This is a genomic window from Vibrio sp. 1167, from assembly GCF_033340375.1.
GTDB classification, from domain to species: Bacteria; Pseudomonadota; Gammaproteobacteria; order Enterobacterales; family Vibrionaceae; genus Vibrio; species Vibrio alginolyticus.
Genome location: NZ_JAWOWK010000011.1, coordinates 57,888 through 72,192 on the forward strand (window position 1 = coordinate 57,888; position 14,305 = coordinate 72,192).

Annotated in this window: 14 protein-coding genes; 8 read left to right on the forward strand and 6 right to left on the reverse strand. The window is 45.6% G+C overall.

The features are described from left to right. Window positions 1–30 precede the first annotated feature (30 nt). The gene (locus tag R7Z78_RS19405) at window positions 31–534 is read left to right on the forward strand and encodes a DUF2850 domain-containing protein (protein WP_021035895.1); all 504 of its coding nucleotides are present in this window, start codon (window positions 31–33) and stop codon (window positions 532–534) included. 369 nt (window positions 535–903) lie between these two features. Further along, window positions 904–3,450: a glycosyl hydrolase family 18 protein gene (locus tag R7Z78_RS19410; protein ID WP_169644033.1), complete on the forward strand. Its 2,547-nt coding sequence runs from the start codon at window positions 904–906 to the stop codon at window positions 3,448–3,450. A gap of 168 nt (window positions 3,451–3,618) precedes the next feature. On the opposite strand, the gene R7Z78_RS19415 is transcribed toward R7Z78_RS19410, so the two are convergent. Together R7Z78_RS19415 and R7Z78_RS19420 are read right to left on the reverse strand one after the other, a co-directional pair. Further along, window positions 3,619–4,476 carry an alpha/beta hydrolase gene (locus tag R7Z78_RS19415; protein ID WP_047102493.1) on the reverse strand — a complete coding sequence of 286 codons (858 nt, stop codon included), beginning with the start codon at window positions 4,474–4,476 and terminating at the stop codon, window positions 3,619–3,621. A 128-nt stretch (window positions 4,477–4,604) separates the two neighbouring features. Further along, window positions 4,605–5,195, reverse strand: coding sequence for a TetR/AcrR family transcriptional regulator (locus tag R7Z78_RS19420; protein WP_047102492.1), 591 nt, complete (start codon window positions 5,193–5,195; stop codon window positions 4,605–4,607). A 250-nt stretch (window positions 5,196–5,445) separates the two neighbouring features. On the opposite strand from R7Z78_RS19420, the gene R7Z78_RS19425 reads away from it, so the two are divergent. Both R7Z78_RS19425 and nhaD read left to right on the forward strand, forming a co-directional pair. Then, window positions 5,446–6,471: an acyltransferase gene (locus R7Z78_RS19425; RefSeq protein ID WP_104976351.1), complete on the forward strand. Its 1,026-nt coding sequence runs from the start codon at window positions 5,446–5,448 to the stop codon at window positions 6,469–6,471. Window positions 6,472–6,891: 420 nt separating this feature from the next. Continuing rightward, a complete protein-coding gene (gene nhaD, locus R7Z78_RS19430; protein ID WP_025768739.1) occupies window positions 6,892–8,322 on the forward strand; it encodes a sodium:proton antiporter NhaD in 1,431 nt (476 codons plus the stop codon). A 37-nt stretch (window positions 8,323–8,359) separates the two neighbouring features. Here the strand turns inward: nhaD and R7Z78_RS19435 are convergent, their stop codons facing one another. Beyond that, window positions 8,360–8,755, reverse strand: a complete 396-nt coding sequence (locus R7Z78_RS19435) for a GFA family protein (protein ID WP_017821038.1) — start codon at window positions 8,753–8,755, stop codon at window positions 8,360–8,362. A 201-nt stretch (window positions 8,756–8,956) separates the two neighbouring features. On the opposite strand from R7Z78_RS19435, the gene R7Z78_RS19440 reads away from it, so the two are divergent. Continuing rightward, entirely contained in the window at window positions 8,957–9,565 is a 609-nt protein-coding gene (locus R7Z78_RS19440) for a YitT family protein (RefSeq protein ID WP_005374427.1), read from the forward strand. A 71-nt stretch (window positions 9,566–9,636) separates the two neighbouring features. Here R7Z78_RS19440 and R7Z78_RS19445 read toward each other — a convergent pair whose 3' ends face one another. From R7Z78_RS19445 to R7Z78_RS19455, 3 genes are all read right to left on the reverse strand, one after another. Next, a complete protein-coding gene (locus R7Z78_RS19445; protein ID WP_017633819.1) occupies window positions 9,637–10,455 on the reverse strand; it encodes a hypothetical protein in 819 nt (272 codons plus the stop codon). 100 nt (window positions 10,456–10,555) lie between these two features. Continuing rightward, the gene (locus R7Z78_RS19450) at window positions 10,556–11,038 is read right to left on the reverse strand and encodes a methylated-DNA--[protein]-cysteine S-methyltransferase (RefSeq protein ID WP_064354446.1); all 483 of its coding nucleotides are present in this window, start codon (window positions 11,036–11,038) and stop codon (window positions 10,556–10,558) included. Beyond that, entirely contained in the window at window positions 11,035–12,402 is a 1,368-nt protein-coding gene (locus R7Z78_RS19455) for an AlkA N-terminal domain-containing protein (protein ID WP_031780807.1), read from the reverse strand. Before R7Z78_RS19455 ends, R7Z78_RS19450 begins: the two co-directional genes overlap by 4 nt. Before the next feature lie 194 nt (window positions 12,403–12,596). Between R7Z78_RS19455 and R7Z78_RS19460 the strand changes: the two genes are divergently transcribed. The 3 genes from R7Z78_RS19460 (at window position 12,597) to R7Z78_RS19470 (ending at window position 14,274) form a co-directional block, all read left to right on the forward strand. Beyond that, the gene (locus R7Z78_RS19460; protein WP_017633816.1) at window positions 12,597–12,800 is read left to right on the forward strand and encodes a hypothetical protein; all 204 of its coding nucleotides are present in this window, start codon (window positions 12,597–12,599) and stop codon (window positions 12,798–12,800) included. Between the two features lie 325 nt (window positions 12,801–13,125). Next, window positions 13,126–13,569 (forward strand): DoxX family protein, encoded by a 444-nt coding sequence (locus tag R7Z78_RS19465; protein ID WP_005374434.1) that lies wholly within the window; start codon window positions 13,126–13,128, stop codon window positions 13,567–13,569. Window positions 13,570–13,578: 9 nt separating this feature from the next. Further along, window positions 13,579–14,274: a pirin family protein gene (locus R7Z78_RS19470; protein WP_104976352.1), complete on the forward strand. Its 696-nt coding sequence runs from the start codon at window positions 13,579–13,581 to the stop codon at window positions 14,272–14,274. Window positions 14,275–14,305 lie beyond the last annotated feature (31 nt).

Genomic DNA, 14,305 nt, shown 5'->3' on the forward strand with positions numbered 1-14,305 from the left:
CATGTTAAAAAAGTGGAGAAAATTAGATCTATGACGGACTCGACTCGCCGAAGGCGAAAAGCACGACAAGAACCAAAACTTTCATTTTTGGCTCGCTACCAATCCAAAATCCTCAAGAGTACATTTGTCTGCTTCGGGATGGGTCTGTTGACGTTTTTTGGCTATCAAATCCACCTATCCTATCAAGACCACATTGATCCGGAAAAGGTGTACGGCGAATGGATTGAGATTGGCGCGCCACCCTACCAAACAGAACGTCTCGTTTTCACTGAAGATGGGGTATACCGAAACCATCGACTCATTACGACGGAATTTGAATTCGATGGCAAGGTCATCACGTTGAATACCGGATTAGGAAAGACAGCGTATCAGATCTCGGGCTCTCATCTTTCACCTCAAATACGCCGTATTGAGCCTCTTATTCCAGATCAGCGATTCATTCGTAAAGGATTTGAGCATACCGTTCAGGGCTCAGAAACCGGCGCAGCCTCTAAACGTCGCGCCGCGTTGAGTGAACACTTCAGCCGTGACTAGTATGTCTTCACGGCTATTTTTCCTTTCAATTCTCTTTCTATATCAATGAAACAAAACCTTAATAAACAACAAAATAAGGCCTTCATCGCATTTAACTAACTCGTTACTGAGTAAACAATAATTTTAGTTTCTGCTGAGATTTTATAAATTATTGACTCAGTCTGACACTTTCTGTGTAACAGAGTGCGAGTTTTAGTTAAGTTCTCTCAAGTGCCTCGAAAACCGTCTTAATTTTTTTTGACGAAAAAAAACTCTCTGAAATGCTGAGTGTGATGCTTTTGCACGTGGAGTAAATCCAATCATCTTATCTGGTGCAAGAGCAGCCTATGTTCTAGGTAGAACATGAATCCAAGGATTGAGAGAGAAGTTATGATTCGATTTAACCTATGTGCAGCTGGAGTTGCTTTAGCGCTATCAGGTGCTGCAGTTGCGGCTCCAACCGCACCAAGTATCGATATGTACGGTTCCAACAACCTTCAGTTTTCTAAAATTGAACTCGCGATGGAAACCACGTCAGGCTACTACGACATGGTGAAATACCATGAGCAAGCGAAGATCACTGTTAAATTTAACCAGTGGAGTGGCACACCTGGTGACACTTACAACGTCTATTTTGATGGTGTAAAAGTAGCAAGCGGCCCTATCACTGGTAGCCAAACGACAGCTTCGTTTGAATACGGCCAAGGTGGCTTATACCAAATGGAAATCGAAGCATGTGATGCGACAGGTTGTGCGAAAAGCGCACCAGCTGAAATCACAATTGCAGATACCGATGGTTCTCACCTGAAGCCACTAACGATGAATGTTGATCCAAACAACAAAACCTACAATACCGATCCAAGCGTCGTGATGGGTACGTATTTTGTTGAATGGGGCATCTATGGCCGTGACTACACCGTCGATAATATGCCGGTCGACAACTTGACTCACATCCTTTACGGTTTTATCCCAATTTGTGGCCCAAATGAGTCTGTGAAGTCTGTTGGCGGCAACAGTTTCAACGCGCTACAAACTGCTTGTACAGGTGTGCCTGATTATGAAGTCGTTATCCATGACCCTTGGGCTGCTTATCAGAAGAGCTTCCCACAAGCTGGCCATGAATACAGCACGCCTATCAAGGGTAACTACGCAATGCTAATGGCATTGAAACAACGTAACCCTGATCTAAAAATCATCCCATCGATCGGTGGTTGGACACTGTCTGACCCATTCTTCGATTTCGTGGACAAGAAAAACCGTGACACATTCGTCGCATCAGTTAAGAAGTTCCTGAAAACTTGGAAATTCTACGACGGTGTTGACATCGACTGGGAATTCCCTGGCGGCGGCGGTGCAGCAGCCGATAAGGGCGACCCTGTAAACGATGGCCCAGCATACATCGCACTGATGCGTGAACTGCGCGTAATGCTTGATGAATTAGAAGCTGAGACAGGCCGTACTTACGAGCTAACGTCCGCTATCGGTGTCGGTTACGACAAGATTGAAGACGTAGACTACGCAGATGCAGTTCAGTACATGGATTACATCTTCGCAATGACTTACGACTTCTACGGTGGTTGGAATAACGTTCCTGGTCACCAAACTGCGCTTTACTGTGGTTCATTCATGCGTCCTGGTCAGTGTGACGGTAGTGGCGTTGATGAGAACGGCGAACCGTACAAAGGTCCTGCTTACACAGCAGATAACGGCATCCAACTTCTTCTTGCTCAAGGCGTTCCTGCGAACAAGCTAGTACTTGGTACAGCAATGTACGGTCGTGGCTGGGAAGGCGTAACTCCAGATACACTCACAGATCCAAACGACCCAATGACAGGTACTGCTACAGGTAAACTGAAGGGCAGCACAGCACAAGGTGTTTGGGAAGATGGCGTAATTGACTACAAAGGCATTAAGTCATTCATGTTAGGTGCAAACAACACTGGCATTAACGGCTTCGAATACGGCTACGATGCACAAGCAGAAGCACCATGGGTATGGAACCGTACTACGGGCGAGTTGATCACATTTGATGACCACCGTTCAGTGCTAGCAAAAGGTAGCTACGCGAAGTCTCTTGGTCTTGCTGGTCTATTCTCTTGGGAAATTGACGCGGATAACGGCGACATTTTAAACGCGATGCACGAAGGTATGGCTGGTGGTGTGGTACCTCAACCAAACCGTAAACCAACCGCAGCCGCTGGCGCAGATCAATCGGTAACAGGTCCTGCAAGTGTGGTTCTAGATGGCAGCCTGTCAAACGACTCTGACGGCACCATCGCAAGCTACGCTTGGGAACAAGTATCTGGCACGGCAGTGGTACTAACAGGTGCAAACACAGCGAAAGCAAGCTTTGATGCAGCAGAAGTTATTGTTGAAGAGCAATTAACTTTCAAGCTGACGGTGTCTGATAACGAAGGTGCAACGGCATCTGACCTCGTTGTAGTAACAGTGAAACCAGCAGGTGTTGTTGACCCAGTGAACAGCGCACCAATAGCGCAAATTGTTGCTCCAGCAACAGCAAACGCTGGTGACGTTGTGGTTGTAGATGCAGCTGCGTCTAGCGATGCTGACAACGATACCCTGACATTCAACTGGACTCTACCTCAAGGTCTGAATGCAACGGTTGAAGGCTCTAAAGTCACGTTCACTGCTGCGGAATACCCGCAAGACACAAGCTTAAGCTTCACTGTAAGTGTGAGCGACGGTAAAGCGTCTTCATCGGCAAGCGCGACAGTGGTTGTTGCACAGCACACAACCGATCCGAACCCTGGTACTTGTGACAACGCATGGGATGCGAGCGCAGTGTACACAGGTGGTAACCAAGTGACTCACGCAGGTAAAACGTGGGAAGCGAAATGGTGGACTCAGGGTGACGATCCTAGCCAATCTGGCGAATGGGGCGTTTGGAAAGAAGTTGGCGTAGCTAACTGTAACTAACTTCAGCCTTGTAGACTTTCTGCTAAATAAACAAAGGACAGCTTCGGCTGTCCTTTTTGGATTTAACCTCTTAACGAGGAGAGCAACACCAGAGACGAAAAAATCTGAGGTGTTACTTTCAAATCGAATTAGCGCAAAACGGAGCGAATCAATCAGTAAAAGTAAGGGTTACCAAGCACTATCGAGCAAACGGTCAAAACTACTGAAGACTTGCTCACACTTCATCACTCGACCATGCCCCTGACCTTGTGTTGTCACTAACTCAACGTTTTTAATCTCTTCAGCCGCTTTTGCCGAGACACTGTATTTGGTGAACTTGTCTTGCTCATCATGAATAATAATGGTGTGAGACGGACGCTCAGACAAACGCTTCATCGGATCAATGGACTGTAACGGATAACCAAATTGGTCTTCAACTTCTGAAACCACAGCATTAAAAAGCTTCATCGAGTAACCGGAACGTGCAATGCTACCGAATAAGTTCTCTACGTAATTTAATACCGGAGCAATAAGCAGCAAAGGCTTGTTTTCTAACTTACTGTGCCTACACTCAAGAGCAGAAGCGGTGCCCATGCTGTGCCCAACTAGGCCAACAATATCCTCGACCGTATCCAACACATCTTCTAATCCTCTGACAAACCCCGGAATGTGCCCATACTTCCCCTCACTCTCACCATGTGCCGGATGATCGTACGCCAAAGCAGTAAACCCTTTCGACGCAATATGTTCCATCAGTGGATAAAACTGACTTGCCGTGCCAGACCAACCATGAGTTAGCACCCAAATAGGTCCAGAGCCCAAAGTATAGGTTTTGATGATGCCTGCATGCCCTTTAATTTCACCTTTGATAAGCCCTTGAGGTTCAATATTTTTAGGTTGCGTACGAGCAGGTGTCAGAAGAAGCTTGCGCGCGGTCTTCTTTGCATGTGACGGGGCCAGTGTATGGTGTAACCGAGTACTCATGTTCACCAAACTGCGCTTAATACTGAAACGTTGCGATGTATTAAAGTAAATTTTTTCACTCATAATCATGTCCTTAACTATCAGCTTTGCACAAAATAGAACGGTCGTGCTTTTTATACTGATAAGAAAGAGCGAAATCAGCCGCTCTTTGTGATTTTATGTCTACGAATCTGGGAAGCGAATAACCGATATTAGCCTTTCCAGCGAGAAAATAAGTTGTCGATCCCTTGCCAAAACAGACGCAAGCTTTCTTGCTCACCTTTAATTGAGTAAAAAACATGCGCACTCAAATAGAGACCGTACAAATCAAACGTTGCTTGGCGTGTATCTAAGTCTGCTGCAAATTCTTGCTTCTCTTTGCCTTTCGTTATTTGGATCTCCAAATAGCTCAGCCAAGTGTCTATGGATTTACGCAGCCCGGCCTGAAGCGGGCAATCTTTATCTGCCGTATCATTCCAAGCGTCAAGAAACATACAACTTCCTTGGAATGCGTGATTCCAAGTCATCCAAGAGTCGAGCAACCCTCGAATTTTACGCTCGATATTGCCATCCCCGAGTTCTCGAGCAGGCTCAATAACCCGATCAGCGAACACTTTATTGGCGTGATCAAGCACCGATAGCTGTAAATTCAACTTCGAATTAAAGTGGGCAAACAGACCACTTTTCGACATACCGCATTGCTTGGCTAACTCTCCAATCGTAAGACTTTCTAATCCGTCTTCGCTGGCGATTTCAAAAGCCCGCTGCAGAATAAACTCTTTTGTCACTTTTCCTTTTTGCATAATCTTATTTTTAGCACGATCGTTCTTTTTTGCAATCTCGAGTTAACTGGTCTAACCATTATTCAGTGCTATTTTCGACTCACAAATCAGGTATTGATTGCGTTAATAGGTTAATAATTAAGAAGTTTGAAGTAAGTCTTAATTTTCGAAACAGCTTCAATGTAAGCGCAAGTCTGTTGACTTTTTCACGTATTACTTCAACAACAACCTGCTATTTTCACCTAAGTTTTTTATTTAGGTAAACAATGTAATGGCAAAGAAACAAAAAATAGCCAGCTTAGAGTTTGCACGTATCATTGCAATGCTTGCGATTGTGGGTTTGCATTGCCAGATGGCACTGACGTACTGGCAGTGGGATGGGATACCATGGGTTGGCTATATGCTCAACCAACTGGCTCGTTTTGCTGTTCCGCTGTTCTTTCTCATCTCGGGTTATCTAATCCAGCCGAAGTTGAGTCATTCACCTATCGATACTCTTAAGAACTACGCCAAACCGTTAATGAAGGTTTGGCTCATTTGGAGCATGATCAGTTTACTGATGCCATTCCAATGGCAGACGGTCGCTGAGGCAGGGTATCTCGCAGAAAGGCAAGGTTATTGGGGGTACTTAATGTCAACCCCGATCAATTCACTCATCGAAGGCGGACTCGTTCATCTGTGGTTTATTCCGGCTCTGGTCATTGCCGTAGCGTTAATTGCCTTTCTCGTGCATATCAATATGGTGCAACTGATACTGCCAACTGCAGTATTGCTATACATATACGGGGTCTTTGCTGGCAGTTACGCGACCATTACCGACCTGCCAGCGCCTTTCTTTACTCGTAATGGGCCTTTTTTCAGCACGTTGCTCATTGTTCTGGGTTATTTCGCACGAGAAGCGCAGTGGCGGTGGTCGCGAAACAATACGGTTCGATGCATTATTCTTGGCATGGCACTGCATTTTGGTGAAGCTTACTGGCTGATGCAACATGACATCGCTTTCAACTCGCACGACTTCCTATTCGGTACCGTTATCTGGTCTGTAGGTGTCTTTATGTGGCTTTTGGCTCACCCTCATTTTGGCGACATGCCTTGGGTCTTCAAACTATCTCCTAGCGTGTTAGGGATATATGTTAGCCATCTGCTTATCATAATTGTCATGATGAATGTCGCTGGATTTATCGGGCTGCAACACCTCGCGAAAGATGTGTTTATTTATCCTGCAACGATTGTTGCAACCATACTGCTTGTGAAAGCAATCGACGCTTCACCGTTGAAAAAATGGCTCCTACGCTAAATGCATTCAGCTCTAGATATAGCTAGCTTTAACTCAAAAGGGTTAGAGCTAGCCAGTTCAAAATGAGATTTCTCTCTCACTGACCAATTTTTGACTTTCTAATCCTTCAGAATTTGCTTTCACTCACAAAAAACATTGTTCATTTCCTTTAAATTGGCTCGACTATTACAACATTGCTCATTAAACGGAGGCTGTATGTGGGCAGGTCAAGGACTCGTTCCTTTTTTAGAGATTAGTCACTGGTTAACTTACGGTTTATATGCCGCTGCGGTTTTATTCGGCGCAGCAAGCATTGCGTCACTCAGAAAATAGTGGCGCACACTATCATTTCCTAACTCCTACTGTTAATTCGAGCTCTCTCACAACTAACTCATTCATTTGTGGCTAATATTTCTCCAACCAGACAAAGGAGAAATGTCTATGCCAATCTATCCAATTGTGGCTTTCTGCTGTTTGTTGTTCTCTAGCGCCACCTTTGCTGCATCAACCAATGAACTGAATCTTGTTAATTCTGGTGTCGGTTACGCGGCTCTGATTATCTTTTCGATCGCTTACATACTGGTTATGTTGGAAGAGTATCTGAAAATGAGAAAATCCAAGCCAGTGCTGCTCGCTGCAGGGTTAATTTGGATTCTGATTGGCTACACCTTTGCTCAGCACAACCAGCCTGAAATCGCCAAATCCGCACTAGAACACAACTTGTTGGAATATGCCGAGTTGCTGCTGTTTTTGCTCGTGGCGATGACCTACATCAACGCAATGGAAGAACGCAAACTCTTCGATGCCTTACAGGCGTGGATGGTTGGTAAAGGTTTTGGATTCAAAAAGTTGTTCTGGCTGACGGGGTTTCTCGCTTTTGTCATTTCACCGATTGCCGATAACTTAACTACGGCCCTTTTGATGTGCGCTGTAGTGATGAAAGTCTCTGGTGATAATCCTAAGTTCGTCAATCTTGCTTGTATCAACATTGTTATCGCAGCCAATGCTGGCGGTGCATTCAGCCCATTTGGTGATATTACAACCCTGATGGTGTGGCAGGCCGGTCATGTCAGCTTTGCTGAGTTCATTCCGTTGTTTGTACCGTCATTGGTGAACTACTTGGTTCCCGCATTTTTGATGTCACTTTTTGTTCCAAACACAAAACCGAATACGATTCACCAACACGTTGAGCTAAAACGCGGGGCAAGGCGTATTGTCGCGTTGTTCATTTTGACGATTGCCACCGCAGTCTCTTTCCATGCTGTGCTGCACTTCCCACCCGTTATGGGCATGATGATGGGCTTGGCGTACTTACAGTTTTTCGGATATTTTTTGCGCCAAACTCTCAAACACTCACTCGCAAAAAAAGCAGCTATGGCAATTGCCAATGGCGATGATCAGGCATTGAAGCGCTTAGGCTCAGTGGTTCCGTTTGATGTGTTTCATCGTGTGTCTCGAGCCGAATGGGACACCTTGTTGTTCTTCTACGGTGTTGTAATGTGTGTTGGCGGTTTAAGTTTACTTGGCTACCTCGAACTGGTTTCAAACGTCATGTACACGCAATGGAACCCAGTCTGGGCAAACGTAATGGTTGGTGTCCTATCTGCAATCGTCGATAACATTCCGGTTATGTTTGCTGTACTGACCATGGAACCAAGCATGTCGATGGGCAACTGGCTACTGGTCACATTAACCGCAGGTGTCGGTGGCAGTTTGCTTTCCATTGGCTCCGCGGCAGGCGTCGCTTTAATGGGAGCCGCGCGTGGACAATACACCTTCTTTGGCCACCTAAAGTGGGCTCCCGTCATCGCCTTGGGTTATGCCGCCAGTATTGCGGTACACTTGTGGATAAATAGCGGTTTATTTACTTAAAAACACCTAGAATTAGTCACTTAACTTGCAATGTAACCTAACGGTCGGATGGATGGTTAACGCCATCCATCACTTCAATCGCTCCCAACTCATATGGGTTGACGCCCTCTAAGCAGCCGACATTATAGCCATACTCACTCGGGTCAGAACGACGCTGATGGTGCGTATAAATACCGCACTCGCCACAGAAAAAGTGCTTCGCAGTGTGTGTATTAAATTGATACTGCTTCAAGACGTCTTCGCCTTGCACAATACGAATACCGTTCAAAGGTACAGACGCGACAATCGCGCCACGACGTCGACACATAGAACAGTCACACCGTCTCGGTTTCTCAATACCATTGGGTAACGCCAGTTCCAACTCAACTTTTCCACAGTGACAACTCAGTCGATGTAATGTGTTGATTTGGGTGTTGCCAACTTTCTTAATCATAACTTTTCCTTGTTGTTTTTCTATCTGTGTACATTATGTTAAACAGGTTAATATCATCATAATCTCGTCCAAAAACTCGACATCCATCACTTTTCGCGACATTTTATTGGCCGATTTGTTAGTTGCTATTTTGGCGACTGTCTATCGCGTCCGTGAGACGTGTTATCTCCGGCGCGGTTTTTAAACCAAGGAAATTAATTTATGGACAAAGATCATAGCCTAAGAGAGAACCTCTTGGCTCTGACGCTCGGCAGTGCGTTAGTGTCACTTGGGGTGATATTTTTTAGCAAAGTAGGATTGCTCACTGGCGGTACGGCTGGCTTGGCGATCTTCCTAACCAAAGTGAGTGACTTCAGTTTTGGTCAGATATTTTTCGCTCTTAACCTCCCTTTTTATATTTTATCTGTGATGCGCATGGGTTGGCGCTTCACTATCAATACCTTTATTGCAGTTTCGATTGTCTCTTTTGCGGTCGATCATCTGCATCATGTGATTGAGATTTCACGAATCGAACCTTTCTATGCGGCACTTTTGGGTGGTGGGCTGATTGGAATCGGTATGTTGGTAATTTTCCGTCACAAAATGAGTTTGGGTGGCTTTAACATTCTAGCGTTGTACCTTCAGGAACGTTTTGGAGTTCGAGCGGGTAAAGTTCAAATGGCGTTAGATTGTGCCATCGTGGTGATGTCACTGTTCATTGTAGATGTGCACCTTATCGCTCTATCTGTTCTAGGTGCCATCGCAACGAACTTGATTTTGGCGATGAACCATAAACCAGGACGATACCAAGCAAAAGCGCAAGCAGCATAATCATCGCTGCATAGTCAACAACCCTAAAGCCCCCAGCCAGTCGCTCGGGGCTTTTTCATTCAACGCTAAGATCACGTCAACGAGCTCGTTTTGCAGTGCTGCTGCATCTCTTCATCCAATTTAGCTTTATATTTCTGGCTAAGATGGAAGTGTACTTGCATCAACAAGTCATGTGCGTGGAACAGCTCAAACGCGTCGCTACCATTTTGCTGACAAATAGCCTCACAGCGCTCAGCATGCACTTTGGCTTCTTGCGGTTTATCCGCTTTAAGCAAGCTCATCGCTAAGCGATACTCTGCGCGCTCTTCTTGCATCCAACCCCCTGCCACTTTCCAATAGTCTAGCGCGAGTGTCGCTGCTTCTAACATCTTCGATTTTTCCATGCACGTGCGCTCAGCCAGCGCTTCGTACTGACATGCTAAGTTGTTTGCAGTGATCGCGATAGCGCGCGCTAATGGCCCTTCTGCATCGTTCGGCGTCATTCCTAACGCTGCCTTCACCAACCATTGACTCGCCAGTTCAAGCTGAACAAGTGCAGAAAGTTCATTCGAAATCAAAGCGTAAACTCGGCGTTGTTCTTGCTCTTCCAATAATTCCATATTGTCAGTGCCATCTACGAAATAGCGCACAACGGCAATACTGCGTTGAAATGCCAAACTCTCGGCAACCTTGCGTTCATCAAAGTGCTCTAAACAAGTAAGAAACTGTTCTGGGCACTGGAGATGCCCAATAGCGGTATGCAGCATCAATGCGAATATTCGCTCGATTTGGGTAACGTCTTCCACCTCGCTCAGAGCCGTTTCTAGCTTAGCATAAACTTGTTCGGGATTTTCCTCGTGATGCTGCCAACACTCACTCATGAAGGCATCAAAATCCGTTTTGAAAGGCATGTCCTTATTGTCCTTCTTCTATTCGTATAACGATTATGAAACTCTACACTATCGTTACCCCTGTGTAGCACGCTTAATCCCAATACGAGAATCGCCTCACTTAAAGCAGTGTACCTTGCTCCAACGCGAGCAAACGTTGCTTGCGCTCCACTCCACCTGCATACCCAGTCAGTTTTCCGCTTTTGCCAATAACGCGATGACAAGGCACCACGATAGAAATCGGATTCTTCCCGTTTGCTAACCCAACAGCACGCACAGCTTTAGGGTTACCTATCGCATTCGCGAGATCTTGATAGCTCCACGTTTCCCCATATGGAATGGTCGTTAGTGCCTGCCAAACTTGATTTTGAAAATCAGTGCCTGTCGCTGCAAGGGGCAAATCGAATTCGTTGCGCAGACCAGCAAAGTATTCATCCAGTTGGGTGACAGCTTGGCGCAAGACCGGATGCTGCTCGTCTCGCCCCCCCAGCTCACTCGGCTTAGTGGTGCATGTTTCAAACCAAATGCCAAGTAAGCCCTCAGCGTTCGATTGGATAGTCACCGTTCCTAGTGGACTCGGCATTTCGGTATAAAATGTTTTCATGATTGATTCCATAAGTGAAACGTCGCGTAGCTTCCCCAAGGGGCCGCAGTGTGCGTATTCAGTGATGGGTAACGCTGCATCGCCTTTTTCACCACTAAGTCTTTATCTAGAAAGCAATCGGGTTGAGATTGCCCTCGCAGTTGAGCATAACTGACGGTCCAAGGTCCAATGCCTTTCAAAGCTAGCCACTGCTGGGGGTCAGCTTCTGAGTTGTCCTGCATAAACTGGGCGAAGCGCACTAGCGTCTCTTTACGGCTTTGCGGCATGCGCAAAAAGCTCACGTCGGCGTTCGCAATATCACTGGGAGTCGGGAAAAAACGTTTTTCTGACTCACCACTAAGTGTGGCCACCAATAAGTTAAGTTGACCAATCGCAGCTTTAACCGACACTTGCTGGCCTAAAATCGCTCTAGCCCCTGCTTCCCATGCATTCCATACACCAGGAATACGAATACCTTTACTCGACACGAGCCCAGGCGCGACATACTCCAAATGCTGCTCAACAGTACAAATATCAGCGTCAAGATCGAACATACGACGAATGTCAGACACCAAATTTTGCAGCTTCGTTACGTCTTCAATTTCAAACGCCAGTTCTAAGTATCCTTCACCTTTTGTCGCTTTAAACCAGGCTTTGCTGTCATCCAAAAAAACGTTGCGCTGATAACTCTCATCACTCACCAGCTCAACCCCCTCAACCGCTCGCAAACGATAGAAGTCCAACATGTGCGACCAATTCAACTCACCTCGATAAGGTAAGGCAATTCGATTGCAACCCGCACCATCAAACTCTTTACGGCGTACTTGAGAAGGCGTTAGTTTGAGAAACTTTTGAAAAGCATCGTTAAAGCGGCGCGTACTGTTAAAACCTGACGCAAACCCCACGTCGGTGACCGACATAGAGCTGGAGTGAAGCAACTGTTTGGCGAACATTAGTTGCTGATATTGCGCATACTGCTTGGGTGACATACCTAGATACTGCTCAAACAACATACGTAAGTAACGGTCAGAAATCCCAACACGCTCAGCCAACTCAGACACCGAATGGTGATGCAACTCCCCTCTATCAATTAACGAAATCGCTCGTTGAAAGGTCGTCTCGACACCTTTCCATGCCCAAGATCCAGGCGCGCTGTCAGGTCGACAACGTAAACACGGACGGTACCCTGCTTGAAGGGCTTGCGTCTTATCAGCGAAATACTCAACATTTTCTTCTTTAGGCAAATTTGCCGGGCAAATCGGACGACAAAAGATTCCCGTTGTTTTTACCGCCACATAAAATCGCCCATCAAAACGACTGTCTCGCGCGACTCGCGCCTTGTGACACTGCTCGAAGGTCAGTGAGGTATGGGGGTGAATAAACATAGTGCTTTCCTTGCTCATGCCTTTTGTCATTTATTGTTCATAGGCATCGTTCAATATAGTGTTATTGTAGCTTGCTTAAGCGCCCACAATTAGCCATTTTCGGAACTCAATATTGAGATTTATTGGCATTAGCGTTTTTGTACACTAAAGTTAGATCCAGAACATCACAACAACGTCGGCTAAAGGGAATTGGCATGGACTTACATACTTGCGTAATTGTATTAAGAAACCAAAAGGTTATTACCAGTAAATCCGTAGATCATTCTATTGGAATTATCGAACGAGACTCAGATAACGAGATCTCAGAAATTCAGATTAATGCGACGGATGGACGTAATATTCGAACTTATCACTACAACAACGTAGAGGAGTCATTAGAGAGCTTAATGAACCTCTGACGGTTTTCTTTAACGCACCTTTCTCCCTTGTTAAAAGCGAAAGCAATAGAGCACAGTACATGTGCTCTTTTTTTGTTTAACAGCAAAAATGTTTATCGAAAATAATGACAGACCTTGATTTAAAACAGACAATAATCGGCAAATAAACACTCGAATATAAAAATCAAGACATTGATTTAAATAAATAAAAACCAAATATTCAATTTTTTAGAACGAGTTTATCAAAATCCTCCCGTTATTTTTATATTCGCCTCTACCTAAACTGTTCTCAACAGCACGGGAGCACACGCTTCCCACTCATTGAAAAGAGTCAGAGGACAGAATCATGAAAGCACTATTACAGAAAATTACCACATCAAACGCAGGTTACAGCGCACTATCACTTCGCGTTCCAATCGGCATTATCTTTATGGCGCACGGCGCACAAAAACTATTTGGCTGGTTTGGTGGCTACGGGCTAGAAGGCACAGGTCAGTGGATGGCATCTATCGGTTTAGGTCCTGGCGTGCTCATGGCGTTACTTGCGGGCAGCGCAGAGTTCTTTGGCGGCTTGTTCATTTTACTTGGTCTGCTAACTCGACCAGCAGCGGTTGCTTTGGCGTTCACGATGGTGGTAGCGATATTCTCTGTCCACTTTGAAAATGGCCTGTTCATGGCAAACAACGGTTACGAGTTTGGCTTAGCATTACTGGCAGCAAGCGTTTCTCTGGCGTTCTCTGGCGCAGGTAAAGCAGCGTTAGATAACTTCTTAAACAAAAAGCTCTCTTAAGGAGGCCTTATGATTACGGTAAGACATGTAGCAGACCGAGGTCGAGCAAACTTTGGCTGGCTTGATAGCAAACATACGTTTTCTTTTGGTAGCTACTACGATCCTCAACATATGGGCTTTTCTGAGCTGAGAGTCATTAATGACGATGTAGTCAAGCCTGGCGCGGGTTTTGATACACATGGCCACCGTGATATGGAGATCATCAGCTATGTGTTGGAAGGTGTTATCGCACACAAAGACAGTGAAGGTAACGTCAAAACACTACCTGCAGGTGAATTCCAACTCATGTCGGCAGGGAAAGGGATTTACCACAGTGAGTACAATGCATCGAACCAAGATACGCTGCGGTTTCTACAGATTTGGATTCAACCGAACACATTTGGAACCAAACCAGGTTATCAGCAAAAAGATTTTGGTCGCAATCCTGGGTTAACGACTATCGCAACTCCAACTGGAGAAAACGGCACGCTACTTATTAAGCAAGATGCGACTTTGCATCAGTTAATTCTTGAGCCAAGTAGCGAACTAAACTTTGAGATTGAGTCGGGCCGAAATCTATTCATCCATCAAGTGACTGGGAGCCTTAGTGTCGACAATACCACTTTGACGGCTGGCGACGGCGCGAAGGTTGAACACCAGAGTAAGGTTGTTTTGCGCAATACATCAAACGAAAGCACAACAGCCCTGTTGTTTGACTTACCATAACTATCGATTCATCGAGATAAAAACAAAGCCG

Excerpts from the sequence above, each read along its gene's own strand:
- R7Z78_RS19450 (WP_064354446.1), bottom strand. The coding sequence starts at position 11,038 with ATGAAAACATTTTATACCGAAATGCCGAGTCCACTAGGAACGGTGACT.
- R7Z78_RS19470 (WP_104976352.1), top strand. The coding sequence starts at position 13,579 with ATGATTACGGTAAGACATGTAGCAGACCGAGGTCGAGCAAACTTTGGC.
- R7Z78_RS19435 (WP_017821038.1), bottom strand. The coding sequence starts at position 8,755 with ATGATTAAGAAAGTTGGCAACACCCAAATCAACACATTACATCGACTG.
- R7Z78_RS19410 (WP_169644033.1), top strand. The coding sequence starts at position 904 with ATGATTCGATTTAACCTATGTGCAGCTGGAGTTGCTTTAGCGCTATCA.
- R7Z78_RS19455 (WP_031780807.1), bottom strand. The coding sequence starts at position 12,402 with ATGTTTATTCACCCCCATACCTCACTGACCTTCGAGCAGTGTCACAAG.
- R7Z78_RS19425 (WP_104976351.1), top strand. The coding sequence starts at position 5,446 with ATGGCAAAGAAACAAAAAATAGCCAGCTTAGAGTTTGCACGTATCATT.
- R7Z78_RS19415 (WP_047102493.1), bottom strand. The coding sequence starts at position 4,476 with ATGAGTGAAAAAATTTACTTTAATACATCGCAACGTTTCAGTATTAAG.
- R7Z78_RS19420 (WP_047102492.1), bottom strand. The coding sequence starts at position 5,195 with ATGCAAAAAGGAAAAGTGACAAAAGAGTTTATTCTGCAGCGGGCTTTT.
- R7Z78_RS19465 (WP_005374434.1), top strand. The coding sequence starts at position 13,126 with ATGAAAGCACTATTACAGAAAATTACCACATCAAACGCAGGTTACAGC.
- R7Z78_RS19445 (WP_017633819.1), bottom strand. The coding sequence starts at position 10,455 with ATGCCTTTCAAAACGGATTTTGATGCCTTCATGAGTGAGTGTTGGCAG.
- nhaD (WP_025768739.1), top strand. The coding sequence starts at position 6,892 with ATGCCAATCTATCCAATTGTGGCTTTCTGCTGTTTGTTGTTCTCTAGC.
- R7Z78_RS19405 (WP_021035895.1), top strand. The coding sequence starts at position 31 with ATGACGGACTCGACTCGCCGAAGGCGAAAAGCACGACAAGAACCAAAA.
- R7Z78_RS19440 (WP_005374427.1), top strand. The coding sequence starts at position 8,957 with ATGGACAAAGATCATAGCCTAAGAGAGAACCTCTTGGCTCTGACGCTC.
- R7Z78_RS19460 (WP_017633816.1), top strand. The coding sequence starts at position 12,597 with ATGGACTTACATACTTGCGTAATTGTATTAAGAAACCAAAAGGTTATT.